Annotated in this window: 22 protein-coding genes and 1 pseudogene; 14 read left to right on the top strand and 9 right to left on the bottom strand. The window is 64.6% G+C overall.

Features of this window, described 5'->3' with window-relative positions; genetic code table 11:
• Positions 1 to 75 precede the first annotated feature (75 nt).
• Together ACZLZY_RS16095 and ACZLZY_RS16090 are read right to left on the bottom strand one after the other, a co-directional pair.
• The gene (locus ACZLZY_RS16095; RefSeq protein ID WP_472935216.1) at positions 76 to 978 is read right to left on the bottom strand and encodes an MBL fold metallo-hydrolase; all 903 of its coding nucleotides are present in this window, start codon (positions 976 to 978) and stop codon (positions 76 to 78) included.
• A gap of 43 nt (positions 979 to 1,021) precedes the next feature.
• Positions 1,022 to 1,570: a cysteine hydrolase family protein gene (locus ACZLZY_RS16090; RefSeq protein ID WP_472935215.1), complete on the bottom strand. Its 549-nt coding sequence runs from the start codon at positions 1,568 to 1,570 to the stop codon at positions 1,022 to 1,024.
• Between the two features lie 97 nt (positions 1,571 to 1,667).
• On the opposite strand from ACZLZY_RS16090, the gene ACZLZY_RS16085 reads away from it, so the two are divergent.
• Positions 1,668 to 2,639, top strand: a complete 972-nt coding sequence (locus tag ACZLZY_RS16085) for a GlxA family transcriptional regulator (protein ID WP_472935214.1) — start codon at positions 1,668 to 1,670, stop codon at positions 2,637 to 2,639.
• Positions 2,640 to 2,754: 115 nt separating this feature from the next.
• On the opposite strand, the gene ACZLZY_RS16080 is transcribed toward ACZLZY_RS16085, so the two are convergent.
• Positions 2,755 to 3,675, bottom strand: coding sequence for a hypothetical protein (locus ACZLZY_RS16080; protein ID WP_472935213.1), 921 nt, complete (start codon positions 3,673 to 3,675; stop codon positions 2,755 to 2,757).
• 298 nt (positions 3,676 to 3,973) lie between these two features.
• On the opposite strand from ACZLZY_RS16080, the gene ACZLZY_RS16075 reads away from it, so the two are divergent.
• The 4 genes from ACZLZY_RS16075 (at position 3,974) to ACZLZY_RS16060 (ending at position 6,160) form a co-directional block, all read left to right on the top strand.
• Entirely contained in the window at positions 3,974 to 4,096 is a 123-nt protein-coding gene (locus ACZLZY_RS16075; protein WP_472935212.1) for a hypothetical protein, read from the top strand.
• A 20-nt stretch (positions 4,097 to 4,116) separates the two neighbouring features.
• Positions 4,117 to 4,521 carry a DUF2382 domain-containing protein gene (locus tag ACZLZY_RS16070; protein ID WP_472935211.1) on the top strand — a complete coding sequence of 135 codons (405 nt, stop codon included), beginning with the start codon at positions 4,117 to 4,119 and terminating at the stop codon, positions 4,519 to 4,521.
• Positions 4,518 to 5,450: a YsnF/AvaK domain-containing protein gene (locus ACZLZY_RS16065; RefSeq protein WP_472935210.1), complete on the top strand. Its 933-nt coding sequence runs from the start codon at positions 4,518 to 4,520 to the stop codon at positions 5,448 to 5,450. Before ACZLZY_RS16070 ends, ACZLZY_RS16065 begins: the two co-directional genes overlap by 4 nt.
• A gap of 62 nt (positions 5,451 to 5,512) precedes the next feature.
• Positions 5,513 to 6,160, top strand: a complete 648-nt coding sequence (locus tag ACZLZY_RS16060) for a YidB family protein (protein WP_472935209.1) — start codon at positions 5,513 to 5,515, stop codon at positions 6,158 to 6,160.
• A gap of 501 nt (positions 6,161 to 6,661) precedes the next feature.
• On the opposite strand, the gene ACZLZY_RS16055 is transcribed toward ACZLZY_RS16060, so the two are convergent.
• Positions 6,662 to 8,449, bottom strand: coding sequence for a sensor domain-containing phosphodiesterase (locus tag ACZLZY_RS16055; protein WP_472935208.1), 1,788 nt, complete (start codon positions 8,447 to 8,449; stop codon positions 6,662 to 6,664).
• A gap of 240 nt (positions 8,450 to 8,689) precedes the next feature.
• The gene (locus ACZLZY_RS16050) at positions 8,690 to 9,184 is read right to left on the bottom strand and encodes a YciE/YciF ferroxidase family protein (protein WP_472935207.1); all 495 of its coding nucleotides are present in this window, start codon (positions 9,182 to 9,184) and stop codon (positions 8,690 to 8,692) included.
• Positions 9,185 to 9,425: 241 nt separating this feature from the next.
• On the opposite strand from ACZLZY_RS16050, the gene ACZLZY_RS16045 reads away from it, so the two are divergent.
• Both ACZLZY_RS16045 and ACZLZY_RS16040 read left to right on the top strand, forming a co-directional pair.
• A complete protein-coding gene (locus ACZLZY_RS16045) occupies positions 9,426 to 10,880 on the top strand; it encodes a diguanylate cyclase domain-containing protein (protein ID WP_472935206.1) in 1,455 nt (484 codons plus the stop codon).
• Positions 10,881 to 11,289: 409 nt separating this feature from the next.
• On the top strand, positions 11,290 to 11,637 hold the full coding sequence (locus tag ACZLZY_RS16040) for a response regulator (protein ID WP_472935205.1): 348 nt from the start codon (positions 11,290 to 11,292) through the stop codon (positions 11,635 to 11,637).
• A 4-nt stretch (positions 11,638 to 11,641) separates the two neighbouring features.
• On the opposite strand, the gene ACZLZY_RS16035 is transcribed toward ACZLZY_RS16040, so the two are convergent.
• Both ACZLZY_RS16035 and lov read right to left on the bottom strand, forming a co-directional pair.
• On the bottom strand, positions 11,642 to 14,068 hold the full coding sequence (locus tag ACZLZY_RS16035; RefSeq protein ID WP_472935204.1) for a hybrid sensor histidine kinase/response regulator: 2,427 nt from the start codon (positions 14,066 to 14,068) through the stop codon (positions 11,642 to 11,644).
• 386 nt (positions 14,069 to 14,454) lie between these two features.
• On the bottom strand, positions 14,455 to 15,486 hold the full coding sequence (lov, locus tag ACZLZY_RS16030; RefSeq protein WP_472935203.1) for a blue-light-activated histidine kinase: 1,032 nt from the start codon (positions 15,484 to 15,486) through the stop codon (positions 14,455 to 14,457).
• A 286-nt stretch (positions 15,487 to 15,772) separates the two neighbouring features.
• Between lov and ACZLZY_RS16025 the strand changes: the two genes are divergently transcribed.
• From ACZLZY_RS16025 to ACZLZY_RS16005, 5 genes and pseudogenes are all read left to right on the top strand, one after another.
• Positions 15,773 to 16,837: an alpha/beta hydrolase gene (locus ACZLZY_RS16025; RefSeq protein ID WP_472935202.1), complete on the top strand. Its 1,065-nt coding sequence runs from the start codon at positions 15,773 to 15,775 to the stop codon at positions 16,835 to 16,837.
• A 44-nt stretch (positions 16,838 to 16,881) separates the two neighbouring features.
• Positions 16,882 to 17,412, top strand: coding sequence for a DUF4142 domain-containing protein (locus ACZLZY_RS16020; RefSeq protein WP_472935201.1), 531 nt, complete (start codon positions 16,882 to 16,884; stop codon positions 17,410 to 17,412).
• 94 nt (positions 17,413 to 17,506) lie between these two features.
• Positions 17,507 to 18,589 (top strand): annotated as a pseudogene (locus ACZLZY_RS16015) (catalase family protein).
• A 149-nt stretch (positions 18,590 to 18,738) separates the two neighbouring features.
• On the top strand, positions 18,739 to 19,128 hold the full coding sequence (locus ACZLZY_RS16010) for a response regulator (RefSeq protein ID WP_472935200.1): 390 nt from the start codon (positions 18,739 to 18,741) through the stop codon (positions 19,126 to 19,128).
• Between the two features lie 39 nt (positions 19,129 to 19,167).
• Entirely contained in the window at positions 19,168 to 22,326 is a 3,159-nt protein-coding gene (locus ACZLZY_RS16005) for a PAS domain S-box protein (protein WP_472935199.1), read from the top strand.
• A gap of 276 nt (positions 22,327 to 22,602) precedes the next feature.
• Here ACZLZY_RS16005 and ACZLZY_RS16000 read toward each other — a convergent pair whose 3' ends face one another.
• Positions 22,603 to 23,088 (bottom strand): MATE family efflux transporter, encoded by a 486-nt coding sequence (locus ACZLZY_RS16000; protein WP_472935375.1) that lies wholly within the window; start codon positions 23,086 to 23,088, stop codon positions 22,603 to 22,605.
• A gap of 88 nt (positions 23,089 to 23,176) precedes the next feature.
• Between ACZLZY_RS16000 and ACZLZY_RS15995 the strand changes: the two genes are divergently transcribed.
• Positions 23,177 to 23,917, top strand: coding sequence for a LysR family transcriptional regulator (locus ACZLZY_RS15995; protein ID WP_472935198.1), 741 nt, complete (start codon positions 23,177 to 23,179; stop codon positions 23,915 to 23,917).
• Entirely contained in the window at positions 23,833 to 24,087 is a 255-nt protein-coding gene (locus tag ACZLZY_RS15990; protein ID WP_472935197.1) for a LysR substrate-binding domain-containing protein, read from the top strand. The genes ACZLZY_RS15995 and ACZLZY_RS15990 overlap by 85 nt, the downstream gene beginning before the upstream one ends.
• A 115-nt stretch (positions 24,088 to 24,202) precedes the next feature.
• Here ACZLZY_RS15990 and ACZLZY_RS15985 read toward each other — a convergent pair whose 3' ends face one another.
• On the bottom strand, positions 24,203 to 24,949 hold the full coding sequence (locus ACZLZY_RS15985; protein ID WP_472935196.1) for an SDR family oxidoreductase: 747 nt from the start codon (positions 24,947 to 24,949) through the stop codon (positions 24,203 to 24,205).
• Positions 24,950 to 25,238: the final 289 nt, after the last annotated feature.

Below are 25,238 nucleotides of genomic sequence, written 5' to 3'. Positions count from 1 at the left end.
CGGCAGACCGTTAGTTGGCACGGCCGACCGCTCCAGTCACGTTGGTCAGCTCAATGATGACCGATTGCATCACTCTCAGACCGCGATGCTTTCGCCATCTGCCGGAATCAGAAGGCTCGATGCGAAACCCTCCGCCTCGGAGAAGGCGCGCAGGTCCGCCCGGCTGAGGATGCAGTGGTTGATCGCCTCCATGTGGCTCGCGACCAGCACCGCCTCGGGCGCGGCCTTATGGACGGCCAGGACATCCGCCTCTCCCATGATGATGGGCGCGAACCCGGTCATGACGGCCTTGCCTGCATTCAAGACGATGACGTCCGGCCGATGCGTGGCGATGGCATCCTCGACGTGGCGGTTCCAGATCGTGTCGCCCGCGACGTAGAGGGTCTTCGCGGACGGTCGGCTGAAGACGATGCCGCAGACCTGTCCGAGGGGCGGAATGGCCTTCATCGTGTCGTCGGTGCCGTGCTGGCCGGCTGTCTTCGCCAGCCGGACGCCGTTGAACTCCGTCGTCTCGGTCAGAACGCGCACGTCGGTGAAGCCCGTGCTGCGGATGGTCGCCGCATCCTCCTCGTTCTGAGCGAAGATCGGCATCGACTTCGGCAGCCTTGCCTTCGCCGCGTCGTCCCAGTGGTCTGAATGCAGGTGCGTCACGATCACGGCGTCCACGTCGACGATCTTCTCGATCGGCATGGGAAGCAAGACGAGCGGATTGCGGAGTTCGCTGTTGGCCGATCCCTCGAACCCCGGATAGGCGCCCTTGTCTGCCAGCAGAGGATCGACGAGGAAGCGAACGCCGCCGTAGCCGATCCGGAGCGTGGCGTTGCGCACCTGGGTCAGCGAGTTTCCGCCGGCGGCTGCCATCGCCCGGCCCGTCGGTAGCCCGATGGCAGCGGTGAGGGAGGCGGCGAGCGCGCCCGCACCGAGCGTCAGCGCCTGGCGGCGGTTCATCCAGCCGAAGCCGTTGGTCCTGTCGGTCATATGAGAATCCTCTGATCGTCTGGTTCTTGCGGGGGCGAGGCGATCAACGAGCCAAGAGCTCGTCGGACGATACGACCTTCCCGTAGGCCCAGCCGAGCGCGGACATGTAGGCGGCATGGACATCGGCGGCCGGGACGGTCTTGCCGCCGAACTCGACATCGAGCGTGGCGCAGGCGTCGTGAGCGACGGTGACGGCATAGCCGAAGTCCGCGGCGGCCCGGCTCGTCGCGTCGATGCACATGTGGCTCATCGCGCCTATGACGACGACCTCGTTCACGTCCCGCTCGTCGAGCATGGCCTTCAGTGCCGTTTCGCGGAACGCGTTCGGGTACTGCTTCACGACAACGGTCTCGCCCTCCCGGGGCGCGACAGCCTCTATGATCTTCACGTTGTCCGAACCCGCGGCGAAGATCGGCGCGTCCGCCGTCGGGCTTTCGTGGCGCACGTGGATGAGGGTGTCGCCGCTCGAACAGGCGGCGTCGATGATGCGGGCGGCGTTGGAAACGGCGGCATCGATGCCGACGAGGGGCAACTTGCCGGACGGGAGGTACTCGTTCTGGAAGTCGACGACGATGACGGCACGATTGGCCATGGGGTGCTCCTCAAAGGATGGCTTGGATGACCATGGATAGGGCCGCCAGCCTGCTGTATGAAGTGGCGCTATCGACAGAATGGGTGGCGGTATCGACATGGCTGAGGAAATTACCGAGATCGGCATCCTGAAGTTCCCGGGCGCGCAGATGGCGGCGGTGCTCGGAATGACCGACCTCTTCACGACCGCCGACAGTCTGGCACGGCAGTCACATGCCGATCCTGCACAGCCTCTCCTCCGTGTGAGCCACTGGGAATGGGGCGCCGGAGAGGACGATCCCTCGAGGGTCTTCGACACCGTTCTCGGCGCCGAAGGATCGCCGGCTGTCCTCGTTCTTCCGCCAGCCTTTGGCGACCTGCCGACCCCCGAGGAGGCGCTGCGCTATGCAGGGTGGCTGCGCGAACGTCACAGCGAGGGCGTCGCTCTCGGTTCGGTCTGCAAGGGGGCCTTCCTGCTTGGCGAGACGGGTCTGCTGGCCAACCGGACGGTCACGACACACTGGACCTACGAGGATGACTTCCAGGCGAGGTTCCCCGCTACGCGCGTCGACGCCGACCGCCTACTGATCGACGACGGAGACATAATCACCGCGGGCGGGGTGATGTCGTGGACCGATCTCGCGCTGCGCCTGGTCGACCGTTTCCTGGGGCCGGCCGCGATGCTCGACACGGCGCGGGCCTTCGTGATCGATCCCCCGGGCCGGGAGCAGAGCTACTACAGCACCTTCACGCCGAAGATGAACCACGGCGACGTTCCGGTCCTCGACGTCCAGCGCTGGCTCGCCGCCACGGATGCCCGCGATGTCGACCTCGCCTCGCTCGTCAGACAATCGGGGTTGGAGGAACGCACGTTCCTACGCCGCTTCCAGAAGGCGACGGGACTGACCACCACCGAGTACTGGCAGCGGTTGCGCGTCGGCCGGGCCCGCGAACTTCTCCAGTCAGGATCGTGCTCGCCTGACCAAGTGGCGTGGGAGGTCGGCTACACCGACAGCGGCGCCTTTCGGAAGGTGTTCCTGCGCATCGTCGGGCTAACGCCCGCGGAATATAGACGGCGGTTTCGAGCATGATACCACCCGGCGCTCAGTGGGCTCGGCCCTTATGCCGAATTTCCGTATCCGCATTCGATCATCCGCAAGCAGAAGGTCCCCTTTCCACCCGCTAAAGCCGTGGGATTGAACAGGGTCAGAGTGCGAGGCTGAGCTGTCCCGTCGACAAACTTAGCTCCACACCCATTCGGCCTCGAAGCGTTTCCGAGAGGACGGGGTCAAGGCCGAGGTCTTCGCGGATCAGACCATGTCGCCAGCGATGCGCGGACCCCGGATGGGGCCATGGCGGGCAGTCGACGATCGGATACCAGCACAGGCCCTGAACCAGCGCGCCCCTCTGCTGAGCCCATTCGACCTCAGCCAGCGCGTGCTCCAGCCAGCGCCGTTTGTCGAACCCGGGGAAGCGCCGACGCTGCGCGTTGTGACCATCGTGCCAACTCGTCTCCGCGATCAGGATCGGAAGTTTATACCGCCGCCAGCTCTTCAGGATCGCGCGGCCGAGCGGCGCCCGCGCGGTGTGCGGGTAGGAGTTGATGCCGACGGTGTCGACGACGTCGGCGGCCACCAGCCTGTCGACCGCCGCGAACTGCCGCTCGCCGATGCCGTTGATCGGGTCGCACGCGAGCAGTCGGACATCGCCGTGGTGGTCGCGTGCGGCCCGTGCCATCGCAATCCCCATGTCGACAGCTACCTCCCAAGGCAAGCCCGCGAGCATTGGGTAGATCGAGGGCTCGTTGACCGGGCAGAGGTTCAGCGTCCGACCGGGGTCCGCGGCGCGAGCCACTGCGATGGCGTGGGCAACCGGGTCCGGCGGACGGTCGAAATGGGCAAGGTCCCAGGTGACGTCCAGTCCCGACGCCTCGGCAAGCCGCAGGCGCGCGGCCGGATCGTGCCGCCAAGGCAAACCATCCCGCGCGCGCAGAAGGCCGTGGGCCCGCGCGATGGCGTAGTGCTCCCCCATGCGGTCATCAGGCAGGTGCCGGGTCGTGACGAGAAGATCGTGGTTCGACCGACCGAGATGGCCTGACTCGAACCCCGCCCAGAGGGGAATGCTCATGCTCAGGGCAAAGCAGCCTTGTCGGGGCGGGTCAAGGGACCCATCGCAAGACATGGGTCACATCCGTCGATCTCAACACCCGGAACCGAGCGTACCCCGGACGTGTCTCGCCAACGGGAGCGCACCGACTGTCGGATCTGCGCGACTTCTGTCGCCTTCGGCGCCACCGAAGTGGTGAAGGGGACAGCCTGCAAGAAAGGTGAATGACGCCGTCGGGAGCATCGGTTGAACGATTTGCGGACAACGATGTTGAGCCCTGATGGAGCGCGCTCTCCGCACGCCGAACGGAGGACCTGCCATGACCCCGACCGCTACAACCCGCACACTATATCATGACGGACTGGAAGCCGGAGCGACCGCAGCGGGCGCCGCCCGCACGGGCGTCAACAACCGCGTCATACTCTCGCGCCGGGTCATCTGACGATGACACGGGAGGAAGATATGTCCGATGTGATCTCTCTTGTCGAAGAGACGGTGCGCATCCGGAAGGAGGACGTGGTCACAGGCCACGTACGGGTACGTACGGTTACCGAGGCGACTGACCACGTCGTTGTCCAAGAGCTCGACGCCGAGAATGTCGAGCTTAGCCGCGTAAGTGTGGACCGCGAAGTCGCCGAGGCACCCGCCATACGCCAAGAGGGCGACGTCACGATCGTCTCGCTCGTTGAGGAAAAAATCGTCGTCACCAAGCGTCTGGTCGTCACCGAAGAAATCCACATCCGCCGCATCAAGTCGACCGAACGTATCGAGACCTCGATCAACTTGCGAAAACAGCATGCGGTCGTGGAACGGACGCAGGCGACGGACGATTCAACGATCACTAAACCTTTGGGAGACGAACAATGACACAGACCATCACTGCCTACTTCGACACCCGTACCGAAGCCCAGGCCGCGATCGACAAGCTCGCTCGCATCGGCATCTCCGGTTCCGAGGTCCGCATCGCCGACTCGACCACTCTTACCTCGCGCGGCACGACGGCCAACGAGGACAAGGGCTTCTTTGAGGCCATCGGGGACTTCTTCATGGGCGACGACGAGGATGACCGCCACACGTATGCCGAGGGCGTACGCCGCGGTGGCACTGTGGTGACCGTGAGCGCTCCGGATAGCCGCTTCGAGGAAATCGCTGACGTCCTCGAGGGCGAGGGTGCAGCCGACATCGACGAGCGCGCCGCCACCTGGCGATCGGAAGGCTGGGAGGGCACCTCGGCCTCCGGGAGCCGGGCCTACTCGGGCGGCTCGATCAATCCGCTCGGTGACAGCCCTGTTGCGGCCACGGACATCGGCTCCCCGACGGGCAGCTCGTATGCAGCCGCATCGGGCGCCGCAGGCTACTCCGAGCGCGACACCCTCGGTACCGACCTCTCGAAGGACCGCGACGGGACCATCGAGGTCGTGCAGGAGAACCTGCGCGTCGGCAAGCGTGACGTAAGCCACGGCCGTGTCCGCGTTCGGTCATACGTCGTCGAGGAGAACGTCTCCGAAGATGTGAACCTGCGCAGCGAGAACGTCGAGATCTCCCGTCGTACCGTCGACCGCCCGGTCGGTGCGGCCGATGCTTTCGCGGAGCGGACCATTGAGCTCGAGGAGACGGCTCAGGAAGCCGTGATCTCCAAGGAGGCCCGAGTCGTCGAGGAGATCGACCTCAAGCGCGACGTCCGTGACCGCACAGAGACGGTGTCGGATACGGTGCGCCATACCGAGGTCGACATTGCCGATGAGCGTGTCGGCGAGACCCTGACGGACGCCGAGCGGGTACGCCGCGGCCTCTAAGGGCGGACAGTCGGGCCGGCGGGGATCTCCCCTCCGGCCCTTTTTCTATTCGGGAGGTATCGATGGGCATTCTTGAAGACGTGATCGGCAGCGTACTCGGCGGACAACAACGTGGAGGCGGCTTGCAGCAGGGTGGTGGCTCGCAGGGCGGACTCCCGGGCGGGCTCGGCGGGATGCTCGGCGGCGGATCGCAGGGCGGCATGTCGCCGATCATGATGGCATTGATGGCCCTGCTGACACAGCAGATGTCGGGTCACGGCGGCAGCGGCGGCCTTGGCGGCGGCGGACTTGGCGATCTCCTCGGGGGCTTGACTGGGCAGTCGGGTGGCATGGGCCAGATCGGTGGCTCCGGGCAAATCCAGCAGCCGGAGCCTGAAGATCGGTTCGAGCAGCCGTCTGAAGGTGGTCTCGCGAACCGCGGAGAATTCAGCGGCGGACATACCGGACCCGGCGGCCTTCTCGAGCGTCTCGAGCAAGCCGGGCATGGGCAGAAGGCGGCTTCGTGGGTCGGTCATGGCAGCAACGAACCCATCGCCCCGCACGAGCTTCAGCAAGCGCTGGGGGACGACACCGTCGATCGTTTGTCGACCCAGACCGGGATGTCGCAGGGCGACCTCCTCTCACAACTGTCGGAACTCCTACCGGGAGTGATCGACAAGCTGACGCCGAACGGTCGCCTTCCGGATCGCAACGAAACAACGAACTGGTAGGAACCCGAGTCACGGCGGGGCCGCTTCGTGTGGCTCCGTTATCGGGTGCAGTTGGCTGGTTCAGTCATCCACGCCGCTTCTATGCAGGCTTAATCAGCGTCGCCTCCCCCAGGCCAAGAAAGGAAGATGACCGACTTGTTGCGCTCCCTTACTGCGGCAACGACCATCGCAACTCTGATCTTATCGTCTCACCCTTCGATGGCGGACAGCGTCCCTCGGTACGATCCTGCGGACTATTGCCGCAACCTTGCAAGCCTCGCCGGTGAATCGAAACGGGCACGGATGGGGTGCCTCGAAAGTCAGCGCGATGCTTACGCCCAACTGAAAGATGAATGGATGGCCTTTCCTCCGAGCACGACCGCATACTGCGGTGAGGTTGCCGAGGTCGCGGGAGGCTCCTACCCGATCTTGATGGCGTGCATCGAGCGGGAGATGGATGCGTCGCCCCCGCCTCGACAACCCGGGTTCTGAACGCCGACCGCGCCGGCCGATTTGGCGCCGTCAGGCTGCCGCCGCGCGCGTTCCTTCCCGCATGAAGTTCTCGACTTCAGCGGCTGGCAGCGGGCGGGCCATGAGATAGCCCTGTCCCTCGTCGCATCCCCATAGCTTCAGTAGCTCATAGGTCGTGTCCGTCTCGATACCTTCGGCCACGACCCGGTACCCAAGGTCATGAGCCATGTCGATGACTGACCGGACGAGGGTCCGGTCGCGTTCCGATCCCTCCAAGTTGCCGACGAACGATCTGTCCACCTTCAGTACGGTCGCCGGCAGGTTCTGGAGATAGGAAAGGTTGCTGTACCCGCTGCCGAAGTCGTCGATCGCGATAACGATCCCGGCGGCACAAATCGTCTCGAGCTGGCGGACCACCCGGGAGCCATTCCGCGCGACCGCGCTTTCCGTGAACTCAAGTTCGAGCGCGTCGGGCGCTACACCTGACTCCCGGACGATCTCAAGCATCCGCTCCGCGAAGTCGGGCTCGTCGAGGTTGAGGGCCGACACATTGATCGACATGGTCAATTGTAGCCCGCCCGCCCGCCATGCCGACAATTGGGCAAGGGCAGTACGCGCGACCCATTCGGTAAGCGGCTTGGCCAGCGCGGTCTGCTCGACGTTCGGAATGAACTCGAACGGCGGGATCGGTCCAAGCTGCGGATGGGTCCAGCGAAGAAGGGCCTCGACGCCGATGCATGTCCCGTTCGCGAGATCGATCCTCGGCTGGTAATGCAGGCGAAGCTGGTCAGGAGCCTCGAGGGCTGCCTTGAAGTCGTTCAACAGCATGAAGCTGCGCGCATGCTTGAGGTCGTGCGCGGGCGAGTAGTCCGCGTGGCCGTCATCCGACAGGAGAGCATCCTCCACGGCGTTCAGCATACGCCTGTACACGTCACGCGGTGGCATCTCGCCGAGCAGGAACAAGCAGGACCCAACGGCGAGCGTCGGCGTCACCGGGATCCCCTCGCACTCGATGGGCGCGCGCAGGAGATCGGCCAGGCCTGCGGTCAAGGTATCGGGGTCCCCGCCGAACTCCGGCGTCACGAACACCGCCAGCCTGGTCGGGCCTACGTGATAGAGCCTGGAGGAGTTGCCGAGGCTCTGCCGAAGCCGGGTCGCCCCGCCGCGGACCAGCGCCTCGGTAAAGCTGCCGCCAAGCACGCGCTGGCCGTGCCCGGACTGGCTCCGGGAGACCAGCTCGAACATCACGGCCGTCATCGTCTCGCCCGCGTGGTGTCGGCCGAGGTCCTCGAGGTCCTCGAACATCTGGTGCTGGTTCGGAAGCCCGGTCACGGCGTCGGAACGGCCGATCGTGTTGCTCAGCTCGATCTGGCTCATCACCATGCCCGCGAGGTCGCGCAGCACTTGTTGCCCCTCGGCATCGAGATCGCGGACCTTGTCGTCGACGACGCAAAGTGTGCCGAGGCCATAGCCTTGACGGGTGAAGAGGGGAGCCCCGGCGTAGAACCTGATTCCGGCGAGAGCCAAGGGACTGTCCACGAAGCGCGGATCTGCCTGAAGGTCAGGAACCACGAAGATCTCGTTGTCGCCGATGGCATAGCTGCACGGCGCCTGCTCACGGGGTATCTCGGTGATGTCGACGCCTACCTTTGACTTGAACCACTGGCGGTCGCGATCGGTGAGCGAGATCGTCGAAACCGGGGCGTCGAGCAGCTTGCTTGCAAGGCGCGTCAATCGGTCAAAACTGTCGCTCGGAGAGGTGTCGAGGAGGTTGAGGTCGCGCAGCGCATTAAGGCGCGCCTCTTCGTTTCTGACGGCGTCGATTACGTAGGAGGTCATCGCATGTCCCTTGGGCTTTGGGGGACAAGCTACGGGCACGGAGGTTAAATTGGTCTGCCTTTTGTGCGCTCGACGTCGCGATGGTAAGCGGGAGGTTTACGCAAGCGGACCAAGTTCGATTGAACACCAAGGACAACGGTCCACAGTCGCGTGGATGGCCAGTTCAACGCCCGTGGGCGTGCCCGATCACCCGGGTCGAGGTGGAGGTGTGGCAACGTTGGTCACTACACCTCCAGCCGATCAGTCTTGGTCAGCTTCCTCGTTAACCGAGGACTCGGCGAGATCCGACAGGATCTGGTCCGTGTTCTCTTCCTCGATGAGCGTGTCCTTAAGGAGTTCGGCAGCCTCCTCGAGACCGAGCTGGTTTGCCCAGGCATACAAAGTTCCGTAGCGGGTGATCTCGTAGTGCTCCACGGCCTGCGCCGCCGCGATGATCCCGGCGTCGAGGGCTTCGGACCCGGCGAACTCTTCAATCACTTCCTGGCCTTCCGCGATGATCCCAAGGATAGCCTTGCATTCGACGCCCTCCGGCTTGGCACCGATGATTGCGAAGACGTCCTCAAGGCGCTTGATCTGGCCGCTCGTCTCGTCGAGGTGCACGCCCAATGCCAGTTTCAGATCATCCGAGGTCGATGCGTCCATCAGCGTTGGTATCGCTTTCAGGATCGCGTTCTCCGCAAAGTAGGTGTCCTTGAGCTGGTGAAGGAACAGGTCATTCAGGGTCTGGTCGCTCATGTTGTCTCCCGGGTTCAAACGGCACAATTGACGCGCTAGCCGTACGATCCGGAAACCCTGTTCGGGACGCCCTGTTCCAGATCCTGTCCGTTCCTCTGCGACGTTATTCCTTTGGTCACGCAGTTCGTGGAAGAAGCTCCGATCGCCAAGAATGGAACGGGTCCAAACAGACGCTGGGCCGTTGGGTTGTGGATGACGGCGATGCGACCGCACTTCCCGCGAGCGATGACGAGGAAAAAGCATGCTGGACGCCGAGAGGGAAGCAGCTCGCCAGAAGGCGCTGGCTGACCTCGCCATCCTAGACACGGCGCCGGAGCGGGAGTTCGACGTCTTGGCCGAGACCGCGCAACGGCTGCTCGGCACCCGCATGTCGTCGATCACGCTGATCGACCGAGAGCGTCAGTGGTTCAAGGCGCGCTGCGGGCCCCTCGCTCCGGAAACGGAACGCGGCCCTGCCCTGTGCACCGTGGTGGTGGAGACCGAGGCTCCGTTGGTGCTTGGGGACGCCAGCCTCGACGCGCGCTTCGCAGCCAATCCATTCGTCGTCGGTGAACCGAACATCCGCTTCTACGCCGGGGTGCCTATCCGTGCGACGCTTGTGGACGGCGGTTCCGTTGCGATCGGTACGCTTTGCGTATTGGACGACCGGCCGCGCGAAGCGACGGCCGACGACCTCCGTATCCTGGCCGATCTCGCCTGTGTCGCCGAGGCACTGGTCGAGGCACGCTCCGTCGCACGGCGAGCCGTCCTGCTCGCCGAAGACAGGCGGATCGAGGCGGAACGCTCGGAGCGCGAACGACGGCAGCTCAGCCGCGCGGAACAAATGGCCGACATGGGTTCGTGGAGGTACGACCTGATCGAACACCGGGCCGCATGGTCGACGGGAGCGTTCGCGATCCACGAAGTTGCCCAAACCTCCGATTTTCCCGAGCATGGCCTTCTCGACTTCTTCCCAGATATGGATGCGGCGAAGCTGGAAGAGGCATGCAGGCAGTCGATCGAGACAGGCAAGTCCTTCGAGCTCGACCTCAGCCTCGTCACGGCAAAGGGGAACATGCGTAGGGTCAGGTGTGCTGGGGAGATTGAGTGGCACGAAGGGAACGCTGTTGCCCTGGTCGGCCTGATCCAGGACATCACTGAGCGGCACCGAATGGAGCAGGCACTTCTCTGCTATGCCCAGACGGACGACCTCACTCAGTTGCCGAACCGTGCTGCCTTGAACCGGACGCTCGACGAGCGACTGACGGAGGCTGACGCCGCGGGTGAGGCAGTGGCCGTTCTCATCATAGACCTTGACGGCTTCAAGGACGTCAACGACGCTCTTGGCCATGCGGCGGGTGACGATGTGCTCCGCCAAGTCGCCGACTGCCTGCGGGCGCCGTTTCTCTCGAACTGCTTCGCCGCCCGGCTCGGCGGCGACGAGTTCGCCATCGTCAGCCTTCGGCCCCTCGGGCGGCAGGACCTCGAGGCTAAGGTCGATCGTCTCCTGCGCGATCTTCATATCGTGACGGAGCACTCCGGCAAGATCGCACGCGTGACGGGGACGATCGGGATCGCATGGTCGTGCGGAGCCGCAACCGACCGGGAGACACTGCTTCGCCGTGCGGACGCGGCGCTCTACGTCGCCAAGCGGTCCTGCAAGGGAACCGCCAGCACCTTCAAAGAGACCATAGCGGATCACTGGAAAGCAGCATAAGGCGACGGCGATCGGTTCCGAGCCGATCAAGCCAAAGCCGGCCCTTCAGCTTAGGCAGACAACTGGAGCGCTTACATGGAAGCTGATCCCATGAACGGCAATGCCGCGAACGCCGGGCGGGCAAAACAGTAGCCCTGGAAGAGACGGATCCCTACGGCCTTGCACAAGGAACCCGGCTGTAGGGGAGTTCGCCTTTGAATACCTAGGGAAACGCTCCGTCGTGGCCGCCCATTCCGCTATCGCGCTTCGCGGCCGCGCACCATGTGCTCTTCCGGACATTGCACAACGGAGATTCGGCACTACCTCACACATTACCTGCGGTTTGCAATCAATTGATGCCGATACCTTTTCAGGTCCGGTTCCTGGTCGCCATGCGAATAGGTATCGGGCAGAGCAGGAGAATTAGGCCATGACTGGTGAGGGTCGCAATGTCGTTCTGGTTGTCGATGACGAACCGCTGGTTCGCATGAACGCCGTCGACATGTTCGAGGACTTGGGTTTCGAGGTTCTCGAAGCAAGCGGCGGTGCGCAGGCTCTCTCAATTCTGTCGGATAGGTCCGACGTGTCCCTCCTGTTCACTGATTGCCGCATGCCGGGAATGACCGGACCAGAGCTTGCCGAGACCGCTTCAAAACGCTGGCCACACCTGCGCATCGTCCTCGTGTCGGGCTACGTCAACGTGGACCGTGTCGAATGGCCGTTGGTATCAAAGCCATACGACTCCAAGATCATAGAAAAGGTTGCCAAGGGTTCCTGAGGGCTCAAGAGCGTTCGAGGACGCCCCTCACCTTGGCCAGCAACTCCTCCAACGTGAACGGCTTAGTTAGCAGGTCCACGCCCGCGTCGAGTACGCCGTTGTGGACCACGGCGTTTCGCGTGTAGCCCGTGGTGAACACGACCTTCAGGTCCGGACGGCGCTTCAGCGCCTCGTCCGCGAGACGACGCCCGTCGACCTCGGGCATGACGATGTCGGTGAAGAGCAAGTCGACGGACGGATCCAGGTCGAGCAGGCGCAGCGCCTCGCCAGCACCGTCAGCCTCCAGCGTTCGGTAGCCGAGCTCCCGGAAGGCTTCCAAAGTCATTCGCCTGACGGTTTCGTCGTCCTCGACGACGAGGACGAGCTGTGCCGTGTCCTCAAGGGGCATGCCCAGGGAGCCGCTGTCCTGATCGACGACGGCAGCCTCACCGTGGTGACGCGGAAGGTAAATCTTCACGCTCGTACCGTGACCCGGCTCCGAGTAGATCTTCACGTGTCCGCCGGACTGCTTCACGAAGCCGTAGACCTGGCTGAGACCCAACCCCGTCCCCTTGCCGACTTCCTTGGTCGTGAAGAAAGGGTCGAATGCTTTCTCGATCACGCTCTCCGGCATTCCTGTACCGCTGTCGGTTACGGCGATCAGCACGTACTGGCCGGGGGACAAGCCGATGTTCGAGGCTGCATAGCGGTCGTCGAGGTGGGCGTTCTGCGTCTCGATGGTCAGGCGTCCGCCCTCCGGCATGGCGTCCCGCGCGTTGACCGCCAAGTTAAGGAGCGCGTTCTCAAGTTGGTTCGGGTCGACCAGACAGGGCCACAACCCGCCACCGACCACGGTCTCGAGCCGAATGTTTCCGCTGAGGGTATGGCGCAGGAGATCCGACATGCCCGCCACCAGCCGATTGGCGTCCACCGCTTCGGGGCTAAGGGGTTGCTGGCGCGAAAAGGCCAGGAGCCGTTGGGTAAGGGTAGCCGCCCGACGGGCGCCCTCCATCGCATTGTCGATGTGGCGGCGTGACCGTGGATCGGTACCGTCGGTTCGCCGACCAAGGAGATCCAGGGACCCAATGACGACGGCCAGCATGTTGTTGAAATCGTGCGCGATGCCGCCAGTGAGCTGGCCGACCGCCTCCATCTTCTGGGACTGGCGGAGTGCGTCCTGTGCGAGCGCGAGTTTCTCTTGCGCCACCACCTCAGCGGTGACGTTGCGGCCGGTCGCGAAGATCAGCCCATCCTCGGGCGCCGCGACCCACGAGATCCACCGGATACCGCCGTCCTTGTGACGGTAGCGCACGACCGTCGTGTCCAGCGCGCTGTCGGTCGCAACCGACAGCGCCTCATGTGTCTTGTCGAGGTCGTCCTCGACGATGAAGTCGAATACCGGGCGCCCGATCATGTCCTCCGAATGCCAGCCGAGAATGCGGGTCATCGCCGGATTGATGGCGCGGAAGAGGCCCTCCTCGTCGATGACGATCGAGATGTCCTGCGAGTTCTCCCACAGACGGTTGCGCTCGCGCGTGCGCTGTTCCACCTCAACCTCGAGCGTGTCCTTGGCGGCGCTGAGTTCCGAGAGGGCGGTCCTCTGCTCGTGGATGTCGGTGTTCGTCCCGATCCAGCGAACTTCGCCGCCGTCCTCCCGCACGGGTTCCGCCCGCACGACGTGCCAGCGGTAGGCTCCGTCGTAGCGGCGGATGCGGAACTCCGTCTCGTAGTGCTCGGCGGCCTGTCTGGCCCGTGCCCACGCGGCACCTGCGACATCCAGATCGTCCGGATGCACGAGCCGCGCCCACCCGTTTCCAAGGAGGTCCGCCTCCGAAAGACCGCTGTAGGCGTAGACCTTTTCGTTGAACCAGTCGAGAAGCCCATCCGCCGTCGCGGTCCAGACATGGTTCGGCACTGCCTGCGCCAGCGTTCGGAACTGCGCCTCGCGTGCGCGCAGGGCAGCCTCGCTCTCCCGGAGCTGCCGCTCCGCCTGCACCTGTCCGGTGATCTCGTTGCAGGCACAGAAGAAGCCCTCGATGACGTTCCCGACATCGCGGACGGGCGTGTAGGAGAAGGCGAAGAACGTCTCCTCGGGAAAGCCCTTGCGCTCCATTATCAGCCGGATCGCGTCCATGTGGACGGGATCCCCGGCATAGGCGGACTGAACGATCGGCACGAGGTCACCCGCGATCTCCGACCACACCTCGAGGAACGGCCGGCCAAGTGCGGACGGGTGCTTGTTCGCGAGGATCCGCGCATAGCCGTCGTTGTAGATGAGTCCTTGCCCGGCTCCCCAGACGACGAACATCGGCTGGTTGGCGCCGAGCATGATCCCGACGATCGTCTTCTGCGACTGCGGCCAGGACACGGGATGGCCAAGCGGCGTCGCGGTCCAGTCGAACTCCCGGATGCGATTCGCCATCTCGCTCGTACCGACTAGGAAGCTCTGCATGGATGCTCCTAAAACTGCGAAGACGCTCCGCTCGCAGACGGGATGGGAGGCATGTCGGAAGGCCAAGCGTCACCCCAAACGGAGTTGGGCCAAGGGAGTTGCCGAACGCCGGACGGCGGCTGAATCGAAGCGGTGTGGGTAACGGCAAACGGTAAGGCCGTCCGTTCAAGAAAGCCGCGGTCCTCCTGTTCGGCCAATACATGGAGCCTCGACCAAAGGCGAGTATGACCGTCGCCTGTCATGACTGCTCATGTGTCGAACCCTTGAGAGGATAGGTAAGTCCGTGCGGGTCGAAGTCCCGCGCGGCTAGGTAACCGCCTGACCGGAAGATAGGAGGGACGCGGATCCCTGCCGTACCCTGCTGGTATTGAGGATGCGCTTGAACGCTAAAGGGCGGTCTCTATGGGAAGGGACATCTCGGCGCGGACACCATCACTTCCCCACGTCATGGAGACCCTTCCGCCAAGTTGCTGCTTCACGACACTCTCCAGCATGCGCAGACCGACGCCGGGTGCCGCCGGCTCGGTGACTCCCGACGCGCCATTCTCCGTCCACTTGATGTGCAGCGACTGCGCCCCCACCGACCACTCGATCGCAACTGATCCTGTTTGTGCCGCCAGGGCACCATGGCGTGCAGCGTTGGACAGGAGTTCGTGCAGCACGAGGGCCAACGGCTGCACGGCAGCCGTCCGAAGGAGGACGGGAGGTCCGTCAGACACGACGCGCGCCCGCAGGTGGTCGGGCACCTCGGCCGCCAGCAGGCTCGCGAGGTCGGCACCCGACCAGCTCGCCTCGCCCAACATGCGGTGTGCGCGGGCGAGCGCCTGCACCCGACCTCGAATCGCGGTGGCGAAGTCGGGGACCGTTTCGGCCTGCGTGATGTTCACGAAGCTCTGCACGAGCGCCAGCGCGTTCATGGCCCTGTGGTCGACCTCCATGAGCAGCATTCGCTCGGCGGCTTCCAGCTCCTCCGCGCGCCGTTCGGCCGTGACGTCCTTCTGAGACGCGAAGTGGTAGAGGAGTTCGCCGTCGGCGTCGAAGACCGGGCTGATGTACAACTGGTTCAGGAATGCCGACCCATCCTTGCGATAGTTGAGAATCTCGACGTCCACGTATTCCGACCGGGCCTCGATGCCATCCCGGATCGCGGCCACCGCCGCCGGATCGGTGTCCTTGCCTTGCAGGAAACGGCAGTTGCGTCCGATGACCTCTTCGGCCGGATACCCTGTCAGCTCGAGAAACGCCTCGTTGGCGAGGACGATGGGGTTGTCTAGCTTACGCGGGTCGCTGACGACCATCGGCATGCGCGTCCTCGACACCGCGACGAGGGCCAGCTCCCGGCGGTCGTGCAAGACCTCCTTCTTGGCGACACGGGGAGGATCGCCGACAAAAGAAGCTCCGGGATCGACTTGGCTCATCTCGTACATCCGTCCACCGCACGCACTGCTTGCGTTACGAGCATCAACTGGGAGCGGTCGTCTTGTCGGCTAGGGGAACCCGGCGTCGCTTACGCAGGAGCTCTTCAGGGACCCCCTGCGGCAACGTGGTGGGCCCCGTGCAGGCGCGCCAATCATGGAGCCAGGAGCGACACCGCACCGAGGGGGATCAGCCACACAGTCATTTGATGGTGCACCGCCTCCGTCCCGTCGGAACGGATCAAGCTCCTGAGCCTTGGACTTCGACCATCAACGCTGAAAGCTCACTATGCTATTCCAAAGCCTCAAGAGCGATGCGCTTGCGCTTGCCGTCATGCTTCCCGTCGCCTTCCTGTCCGCATCGGCCGTTTCGGCCCAGGAAGCCCCCAAGCCCACTGCGGAGATGCAGGCCGTTCTCGACAAGCTGAAGGAGCTGGAGGCGAAACCAGTCGCAACCCTCACGGTGCCGGAAGCCCGCATGCAGGCCAGTGCCGCCGATGCCGCCATGGGCGTCCAGCGCGACAAGAAGGTCTCTCCCGCTCCTGAGTCCAAGGTCATGACCAAGGACATCGCGATCCCCACCAAGAACGGCAGCGTCCCGGCTCGCCTCTACATCCCAGAGGGCAAGGGTCCCCTTCCCGTCGTCGTTTACTATCACGGCGGCGGCTGGGTCATTGCCGACATCAACACCTATGACGGGTCTGCCCGAAGCCTGGCGCTCGGTTCCGGCGCGATCGTCGTCTCGGTCGACTACCGCCATGCGCCGGAGGCCAAGTTCCCCGCGCAGCATCAGGACGCCTACGACGCCTACGTCTGGGTGGTCGAGAACATCGGCTCGCAGAACGGGGACTCGAAGCGCATCGCCGTCGCCGGCGAGAGCGCTGGCGGCAATCTCGCGGCGGCCGTCGCGTTGATGGCGAAGGAGATGAAGGCGACGCAACCCGTCCACCAGCTTCTCGTCTATCCGATCGCGTCGAACGCGATGGACACGGAGTCGAAGAAGGCCTTCACCGACACCGCGCCTTTGTCGACTCCCGACATCGCCTGGTTCGTCGACAAGACCTTCACCTCCAAGGACGAGACGTCCGATCCGCGTGTAGACCTCGTCGACCGCAAGGACCTTGCCGGCGTCGCTCCCGCAACGGTCATCGCGGCCGAGATCGATCCGCTGCGTTCGGAGAGCGAGGAGTACGCCGCCAAACTGAAGGCCGCCGGCGTCGCGGTGAACGAGAAGACGTTCCCGGGCGTGACGCACGAGTTCTTCGGCATGGGCAAGGTCGTGCCCGCGGCCAAGGAAGCCATGGACATGGCCACGACCGATCTAAAGCAGGCTTTCGCCAAGGCCGGCCAGTGACCGCCAGCCTTTCCTCTACCCCATCAACCGAAGGTCGACACCCGATGAAGACTCTAACCCTTACGCTAGCTTTGCTTCTCTCGACGCCAGCCGCCTTCGCGGCCGATGCGAAGAAGGCCGACGCCGCCGATCCGATCATGATGGTCGCGACGCCCGACTTCGCCAAGACGGTGATGAGCTCGGACCAGTTCGAGATCCGCTCCAGCGAGATGGCGGAGAAGAAGGCCGAGGCCTCCGACGTGAAGACGTTCGCTGCGGCGATGATCAAGGACCACACCAAGGCCGGGACGGACCTGAAGGCCGCGATTGGCAAAAGTGAGGCTGCGGCTCCCGCCGCTCCGGAGCTGGCGCCGAAGCACGCGGCGATGCTGAAGCAGCTCGAGGCTGCCGAGGGTGCCGACTTCCAGACCCTCTACATCGACATGCAGGCCCAGGCCCACATGGAAGCCGTCGCCCTCTTCCGCACCTATGCAGGATCGGGTGACGACAAGGCCGTGGTGGCATTCGCCAAGGAAACGCTGCCGACGCTTGAGATGCACATGATGCACGTCAAGGAACTGGTGAAGTCGTACTGAGGACAGTCCGCCTTCGAGGGGGTCCGGTTCGCGCTGGACCCCTTTCTGCATGCGCCGCCGACTTGACCAGCATCCCCTGCCAGACGAAGCCCTGATGACACCACTACGCTACTCAACCGACATCGAGACCCCGGAGACCGCCGAGCAGGAAACGATCGACGGCATCATCAAGGGGATGACCGGGCAGAGCGAGATGGTCGAAAGGCGCGAGGGGCACGCGGTCCGCGCGAGCCATGCCAAGAGCACTGCCTGTGCGGTCGGCGAGATGACGGTTGCGCTGGGTTAGCCGCCGGAACTGGTACAGGGACTCTTCGCCGCAGCGGGGGTCTTCCCAGTCGCCGTCCGGTTTGCGCAAGGACTTGGCGAGACGCTCGGTGACCGCGTCTCTACGCATCGCGGCATGTCCATCAATGTGTTCGGCGCCCGGGGAGAGAAGCTTCTGGGCCACGACATGGACACGCAGGACTTCGTTCTCGCCACCGGAACGACGTTTCCTTCGGGCACGGCACATGGCTTCCTGCGCGACGGTACCGCTATCGGCAGCTCTGCGGGATTGCCCGAGGTGATCAATAGCGCTGTGTCCGCCGCCGCCCGCAACTTCAACAGGGTCCTTCACGCCATCGGAACGGACAGTCCGCTGGCGGGCTTCTTCGGCCATCCTTTCGGCCATCCGTTGGCCGACGCTTACTTCAGCCAAGCGCCGATGCGCTTCGTCAATTATGTTGCAAAGATCGATGCGTTTCCGGCTTCGGTCGTCCAGCAGTAGTTGAATGACTGGCGTCTCGATCCCCACCAAGACGAGGACGATTTCCGCCACGCTGCCATCGAGTTCTTCCGGAAGAGCGAGGCCGTGTTCGAGATCAGGGCACAGCTTTGGACGAACGCCAAGACGCAGCCGATCGAGGACGCCTCCGTCGAGTGGCCCGTCGACGAGAGCCCTTATGTCACGGTGGCGACGATCCGCCTTCCTGCGCAGGACGCCTACACCGAGGCGCGTCGGCGGTACTTCGACGACGTCATGACGTTCCGGCCGGCCCACAGCCTCGCCGCTCACAGGCCTCTCGGCTCGGTAATGCGCGCCCGGCTCCAGGTCTACAAGGCGCTGTCGGAGTTCCGGCACCGGGAGAACCGGATTGCCGAGCAGGATTCAACGTTGATCGAAGCGATCCCAGCGTAATACCAGTCGGGGCCTTCATGATAGACGCTGAGCCTAAGGCACTGAACGAGGTCCAACGGGGAACGGTGGCCGCCGGGCTCCGTTGATGGGCGACTGGCTCGGTCGTTTTCGACCATAACGCACTGTCGCCCCGAGCGAAGGTAATGCAGATGCCCCTCAACGTCCTTGTCGTGGAAGACGAACCGCTGATCGCAATGGACTTCCAGACTATCCTCGAAGACGCGGGCCACCGCATGGTCGGATGCGTCGACACCATGCCGGGCGCTTTGGCGGTCGCCGCGAGGGAGCGGGTCGACGTTGCCATCATGGACATCGAGCTGGCGACGCTTCCGGACGGGATCGAGACCGCACGGCGTCTGCGGGAGGAGCACGGCGTCCGATCGCTGTTCGTCAGCGCCAACATCGAGGCGAGCGCAAGTGTTGCTGCGTCCGTTCTCGATGCCGTGGGCTTCATCGACAAGCCCTTCGTCGCCCGCCAGATACTTCAAGCCCTGGATCCGGTGCACAAGGAGCTTTATCCGGCCACAGAACAACTGTAGAACGGCTGCCATACCGCACTCTCCAGGCAGGCAGGACCTTTGAACACTGGCCAAGACCGCCCCGGTGCCGAAGTCTCGGCCGCCGACGATGCCCGGCTCGCGGCACTGGCGTCCTACGCAATACTCGACACCTCGCCCGAACAGGGCTTCGACGACCTGGTTATGCTTGCGTCGCAGGCATGTGCGGCCCCGGTGGCTCTCGTCAGCTTGGTCGACCGAGACCGTCAGTGGTTCAAGGCACGCATCGGCTTTGAACCGTGCGAGACTCCGCTGGAGCAATCGGTCTGCGCCCATGCCCTGAGCAAGGCCGACCTTCTTGTGATCCCCGACCTCACGCTCGATCCACGCACGATGCACAATACGCTCGTCACGGGCGAACCCCATATCCGGTTCTACGCGGGCGCCCCTCTCGTCACTTCGAGCGGGGACATTCTGGGCACCCTCTGCGTCATCGGGCCGGAACCGCGTCCGGAAGGTCTCACCTCCGCGCAACGGGTCTCGCTCGAGGCCCTCGCCCGGCAGGTCATGACCCAGCTCGAACTGCGAAAGGCTTTACGGGAGCGGGAAGACGCCCTTGTCTTGAGGCGAGCGGAACGGGGGCGCGCAAGGCAGGTGCTCGACAGCGCCATCGACTTCGGCATCGTGGTCCTGGACCGCGGCGGCTTCGTCACCGAATGGAACAGGGGCGCCGAGAACATCTTCGGCTGGTCCGAGGCGGAGATGCTCGGTCACCGGGCGGACCGCTTCTTCACGCCGGAGGACCGGGCGCAATCCCAGGCCGACACCGAGATGGACCTATCCATCCGTGACGGCAGCGCCGTCGACGAGCGCTGGCACCTCCGAAAGGATGACACACGATTCTGGGCCAGCGGCGAGATGATGCCGCTCCGCAACGACGCCGGCGAGCACACTGGGTTCGTGAAGATACTTCGGGACCGGACGTCCGAGCACCTCTACGGCGAACGGTTGCGCCTGGCCGAGGCCAGGCTCACGCAAGCGCAGGAGGCGGGCGGCGTCGGCGTGTTCTCCGTCGAAGTGACCTCCGGCATCCTCAGCGGTACTCCCGAGTTCTCGCGCCTCTACGGGTTGGCGGAAACGCCGGAGCGGCCCGCTCAGGACTTCGAGGCTCTCGTCGTTCCCGAGGATCAAAACCTGATCTCCACCAACTCCACGCGCCGCGCCGCGGACTCCCCGAAAGACGTGGAGTACCGCATCCGTCGGGCAGACACGGGAGAGATCCGTTGGATCGCGCGGAAGGGCGAGTTCCAACGCGACGCCGCCGGGCGGCCAACCCACTTCCTCGGCGTCGCCCGTGACGTGACCGCAAGGGTCGAGGCGGAGACGCGCCTGCGTGAAAGCGAGGAGAAGTGGCGGTCGATCTTCGAGCTCCTGCACGAGGGGTTCATACTCGGCAGGGTCGTGCGGGACGCGACGGGCAGGATCGTCGACTGGCGCTACGAGGAAGTGAACCGTGCCTGGCACGAGCTGACGGGCGTTCCTCTCGGGACCGCTGGCGGCCGCACCATCCGCGAGGTGTTTCCGGGCATCGAGGATATATGGATCGACGAAATCGCCGATGTCGTCGAGTGCGGGGAGGCCAGAACGTTCACCCGCCAGGTCGGCACGCTCGGCCGCTGGTACGAAGGTGCCGCCCAGCCTGTCGGGGAAGACCGCTTCACCATCTTCTTCCTCGAGGTCTCCGACCGCATCGCCGCCGAGAGCCGTCGGGACGCCTTGACCGAGCTGAACGGGGTCCTTCTCGGTCAGGCGGAGGATGTCGCGCTATCGCGGTCTGCCGCTGCGCTGATCGGGAAGGCGCTCGGGGTTGGCCGGGTAGGCTACGGACTGGTCGCGGAGGACGGAGCGACCCTCACCGTAGCGGAGGACTGGACGGCCCCGGGGGTTCCGAGTCTTGCCGGGGCTTATAAGCTGGACGACTACGGCGGATACGCCGAGGACCTGCTGAACGGCGTGACTGTCGTGATCGACGACATCAGGCTGGATGGCCGGACGAATGGCGAAACTGGCCCGCTCGAAAGCCTCGCGGTCCGAACCCTGCTCAACCACCCGATCGTCGAGAACGGACGAACCGTGGCGGTTCTCTACGTGAACGACGACCGCCCCCGGCACTGGACGGAGGAAGAGGTCCTGTTCGTGCAGGAAACCGCGCGTCGGACGCGCGCCGCGACGGAGAGGCTACGTGCCGAGAATGCTCTGCGCGAGAGCGAGGACCGTCGGCGGCTTGCCACCGAGATGGGCGAGGTCGGCGTCTTCGACCTCGATCTCGACAGCGGCGAGCTGATCTGGGACGATCGGGTCCGCGCGGCCTTCGGCCTGCCCCCGGGGGTGCCCGTTACACGGGACGCGAAGCTCGCCTCCATCCACGCCGACGATCGGGCAGAGTTCGATCGCCAGTTCGCGGCGACATTGGAGGGCGCAGACTTCGACATGCAGTTCCGCGCGATCGGCATCGACGACGGGATCGTTCGTTGGGTGGCCCTTAGGGGACGGGTCGTTCGCAAGGTGAGCGGAACAAGGCGCTTCATCGGTGCGGTCCGTGACGTGACCGATCGCGTGAACGCCGAGGAACAGCGCCACATCCTGAACGCCGAGCTTTCCCACCGCCTGAAGAACACGCTCGCCATCGTCTCGGCGATCACCACACAGACGCTGCGGACGGCCCCGGACCTGGAGACAGCCCGCAAGTCACTGACGGACCGCGTGCAAGCGTTGTCCAAGGCTCACGACATCCTCCTCACCGGGCAGCGGGACGCGGGATCGATCACCAAGATCGTCGAGGGCGCCTTGGCGATCCACGACGACGGACAGCGCGTCCGGTTGAAGGGACGCAGCATTCTGATAGGCCCGAAGGCCGCGCTGACGCTGTCGCTGATTGTTCACGAGCTGGCGACCAACGCCAGCAAGTACGGCGCGCTATCTGTGCCCGAGGGCGCGGTCGACGTGACTTGGTCAGTTAACCGCGACGTGGCTACGGGCTACCCGATCTTGTCGTGGACTTGGCAAGAGAGCGGTGGGCCCGTGGTGACGCCGCCTGCGACCAAGAGTTTCGGCACGCGGCTGATCAAGATGGGTCTCGGCAACGCCGGGGACGCGAGCGTCGACCTCGAGTACGCGCCCGACGGCTTGCGGTGCCTGATCGTCGCGGGTCTTGCAGAGCTTCAGAGGCTCGAGAACTGAGGCCATCGAACTGTCGCTTGCGATCGGCTGCCGCATCAAGGGCCAGCGTCCTTCCGGCACCGTGCGGGATGCCCTCGCGCGAGGCGCGCTCGTGCCGATCCTCGAGGCGGCACCCGACGAGGCAAGTGTCCTCACGATGCTCTGGCCCGCCAGCCGCTTCCGGGTTCCAAAAGTCCGGGCATTCGTCGGCTGCATCGCCATGCACGTCCGGACTGGGCGAAGCCGTAGGAGCGCTTCCTCCGATCGCAACGCCGGACCCAACGGCCGCTCGGCGCCTTAAGGCTCGGTTGGTTGGAGGGTTCGCCAGTCCGTCTGGGCGATTACGCCGGCCATCGACAGCCCGTAGACGACGAGGCCGACGGCGACTGCGGTGAAGACTGTCCGGAGGGAGCCGCCTGCCCAGTCGACCGCGACGGCGCCACCGACCGCGATCGTCGTGCGCAGCACGGTGACAGCGAGGGGCCACGCAAGCCGGCCCGCGCCCTGGCTGGCGAAGTACAGCGCCATGCCGAAGCCAAAAAACCCAAAGGTCGGCCCGACGATCCTTAGGTAGCCGGCCCCGGCGGCAATCATGCTGGGATCCGAACCGAAGAGCCCGAGCCAAGCGACCGGAAAGGCGGCACCGAGGAGGCCGACGGTCTCCGCCGCGAGGAGGGCGAGGACCGCGCCGGCGAACGCGATCCGCTTCGCGCGATCGACCCGTCCCGCGCCGCCATTGGTGCCGACGATGGGCACCAGCGGCGCCCCGAACCCGAAAACCAGTGGGATGAGGAGATAACGACTTCTACGGTTGCCGAGGTCCCCCAGGAACGCATTGTTCCTTCAGGCTTGGCCAATGGAGAGACCGCAGATGCAGAACCTGGAGCTGACCCTCATCTTCAACAGGGTCGCCGAGATGGGAAGCTTCACCCGGGCGGCGTCAAGCCTCAGCATCCAGAAGGAACACGCCTCGACGGCTGTCCGCAGGCTCGAGGAGGAAGTCGGCGTCGGGCTGCTGCACCGAACGACGCGCAGCGTGCACCTGACGGAAGACGGTCGCGCGTTCCATGCCCGTGCCCGCGATGTGTTGGCCGACGTCGACGAACTGCATTCGATGTTCGCGGGCGAGAGCGTCGCGCTCCGGGGGCGTCTACGCGTCGACCTGCCGACGGAGATGGCACGCACGACGATGGTCCCTGCCCTACCGGACTTCTTGGCGGTCCATCCCGAACTGGAGTTGGAGCTGTCAAGCACGGACCGACAGGTAGACCTCGTTGAGGAGGGATTCGACTGCGTCCTGCGGCTCGGACCGATCGGGGACGAGACACTGGTTGCCCGGCGGCTGGGACAGTTGCGCATGGTGAACGTCGCCAGCCTCGCGTACCTCGCACGACACGGCATTCCCCGATCGATCGACAACCTGAGGAACCAGGGTCATCGAACGATCCACTACAGCCGAACGCTAGGGGCCAAGCCCTACGGGTGGGAGTACCCCGACGGTGCCGACGGCACCTATGCAACGCTGCCTTGGCGAGTGCCCTTCAGGTCAACAGCGTGCAAACGTACGAAGCCGCGGGCGTCGCAGGTCTGGGGCTCATCCAAGCAGCCCTGATCGGGGTGCGGCAGCATATGGAGACCGGGGCCTTGGTGGAGATCATGCCCGATTTACGCCCCGGGCCGCTCGAGGTGTCGCTGGTCGTCGCACACCGCAACAACTTGTCCCAACGCGTGCGCGCCTTCATGGGTTGGATGGAGGGCGTTCTGACGCCCTACCTGGAGTAAGCTCCGCAAGCGCACCTGCAAAGGCATCAGAGGCGCACTTCAACCCGCAGCACCTGCGGAACCTTCCTCAGTACATCGGCAACCCGCCCGTTACCGGGACGACCGCTCCGGACATCTAGCTTCCCTCCCGCGACGCCAGCAGCACGTAAGCAGGCGCGAGCTCGGCTGGCTGCTCTGCCCGGCCGAGCGGCGTGTTCTGCCCGAGTTTCTCCAGCTCCTCCGGCTCCTTGGCGATCGGCTGGATCGGCGTCCACACCGGACCCGGGGCGACGGCGTTCACGCGGATGCCCTTCGGCGCGAGCAAGTTCGACAACTCGATCGTCAGGCTTGAGATCGAGCCCTTGGTCGTCGCGTAGACGATCATGTTCTCGGTCGCGACCTTCGCCTGGATGCTCGTGGTGTTCACGATGGACGAGCCGGGCTGCATGTAAGGTACAGCCGCCTTCGCAGGACGGATCATGGCGTAGACGTTCGCCTCGAACGCGCCCTGCATCTCGTCGTCGTCGATGTCGCCGAGGTCTTCATTGATGGTCTGCGCGGCGGCGTTGTTGACCAGCATATCGATGCCACCAAACTCGGCGACGGTCCGCTCGACCAGCGAAACGCAGTGGTCGCGGTCGCGTATGTTGCCCGGCAACTGTGGGCACCGCCGGCCGGCCTTCTCGACAAATTTCTGCGTCTCGTCGGCGTCGGCCTGCTCTTCCGGAAGAGAGGAGATCGCGACATAGGCACCTTCGCGAGCGTAGGCGTTCGCGACCGCCTCGCCGATGCCGGAGTCGCCGCCGGTGATCAGCGCAACGCGGCCTTCGAGCAGGGCCTTTCCGACATACGACTCCTCGCCGTGATCGGGCTTGGTCCGCATCTCCGTCTCGAAGCCCGGGCTGGCCTGCTGGGACTCGCCGGGGAAGGTGGTGGGCTGACTGGTGCGAGGATCTTCGGTCGTCGAGCTTTCTGTTCGTTGAGGGAGTGACAGGAGAAACTGACGCTGTCCCCGTTCGCGCCCGGCGTAATCGACAATGTAAAATCCAATGTAAGATCATGAGTGGCGCGACTAGTTCGACCTTACCAGCTTAGAGAAACAGGCCGCGGCACCGCATCCCCACAGAAACACTCCGCCAATCGGGAATCGAGCAATGGAGAATGCCGAATTT

The sequence above is a fragment of the Mesocryomonas lacus genome, from assembly GCF_055730135.2.
This window is presented reverse-complemented; position numbering and strand designations above follow the sequence as displayed.

What these genes read in the sequence shown, in the direction of transcription:
- ACZLZY_RS16045 (WP_472935206.1), top strand. Translation starts at nt 9,426, where the DNA reads ATGCTGGACGCCGAGAGGGAAGCAGCTCGCCAGAAGGCGCTGGCTGAC.
- ACZLZY_RS16065 (WP_472935210.1), top strand. Translation starts at nt 4,518, where the DNA reads ATGACACAGACCATCACTGCCTACTTCGACACCCGTACCGAAGCCCAG.
- ACZLZY_RS16050 (WP_472935207.1), bottom strand. Translation starts at nt 9,184, where the DNA reads ATGAGCGACCAGACCCTGAATGACCTGTTCCTTCACCAGCTCAAGGAC.
- ACZLZY_RS16025 (WP_472935202.1), top strand. Translation starts at nt 15,773, where the DNA reads ATGCTATTCCAAAGCCTCAAGAGCGATGCGCTTGCGCTTGCCGTCATG.
- ACZLZY_RS16040 (WP_472935205.1), top strand. Translation starts at nt 11,290, where the DNA reads ATGACTGGTGAGGGTCGCAATGTCGTTCTGGTTGTCGATGACGAACCG.
- ACZLZY_RS16060 (WP_472935209.1), top strand. Translation starts at nt 5,513, where the DNA reads ATGGGCATTCTTGAAGACGTGATCGGCAGCGTACTCGGCGGACAACAA.
- ACZLZY_RS16085 (WP_472935214.1), top strand. Translation starts at nt 1,668, where the DNA reads ATGGCTGAGGAAATTACCGAGATCGGCATCCTGAAGTTCCCGGGCGCG.
- ACZLZY_RS16070 (WP_472935211.1), top strand. Translation starts at nt 4,117, where the DNA reads ATGTCCGATGTGATCTCTCTTGTCGAAGAGACGGTGCGCATCCGGAAG.
- ACZLZY_RS16080 (WP_472935213.1), bottom strand. Translation starts at nt 3,675, where the DNA reads ATGAGCATTCCCCTCTGGGCGGGGTTCGAGTCAGGCCATCTCGGTCGG.
- ACZLZY_RS16020 (WP_472935201.1), top strand. Translation starts at nt 16,882, where the DNA reads ATGAAGACTCTAACCCTTACGCTAGCTTTGCTTCTCTCGACGCCAGCC.
- ACZLZY_RS15985 (WP_472935196.1), bottom strand. Translation starts at nt 24,949, where the DNA reads ATGCGGACCAAGCCCGATCACGGCGAGGAGTCGTATGTCGGAAAGGCC.
- ACZLZY_RS16095 (WP_472935216.1), bottom strand. Translation starts at nt 978, where the DNA reads ATGACCGACAGGACCAACGGCTTCGGCTGGATGAACCGCCGCCAGGCG.
- ACZLZY_RS16090 (WP_472935215.1), bottom strand. Translation starts at nt 1,570, where the DNA reads ATGGCCAATCGTGCCGTCATCGTCGTCGACTTCCAGAACGAGTACCTC.
- ACZLZY_RS16035 (WP_472935204.1), bottom strand. Translation starts at nt 14,068, where the DNA reads ATGCAGAGCTTCCTAGTCGGTACGAGCGAGATGGCGAATCGCATCCGG.
- ACZLZY_RS16075 (WP_472935212.1), top strand. Translation starts at nt 3,974, where the DNA reads ATGACCCCGACCGCTACAACCCGCACACTATATCATGACGGACTGGAA.
- ACZLZY_RS15995 (WP_472935198.1), top strand. Translation starts at nt 23,177, where the DNA reads ATGCAGAACCTGGAGCTGACCCTCATCTTCAACAGGGTCGCCGAGATG.
- ACZLZY_RS16055 (WP_472935208.1), bottom strand. Translation starts at nt 8,449, where the DNA reads ATGACCTCCTACGTAATCGACGCCGTCAGAAACGAAGAGGCGCGCCTT.
- lov (WP_472935203.1), bottom strand. Translation starts at nt 15,486, where the DNA reads ATGAGCCAAGTCGATCCCGGAGCTTCTTTTGTCGGCGATCCTCCCCGT.
- ACZLZY_RS16010 (WP_472935200.1), top strand. Translation starts at nt 18,739, where the DNA reads ATGCCCCTCAACGTCCTTGTCGTGGAAGACGAACCGCTGATCGCAATG.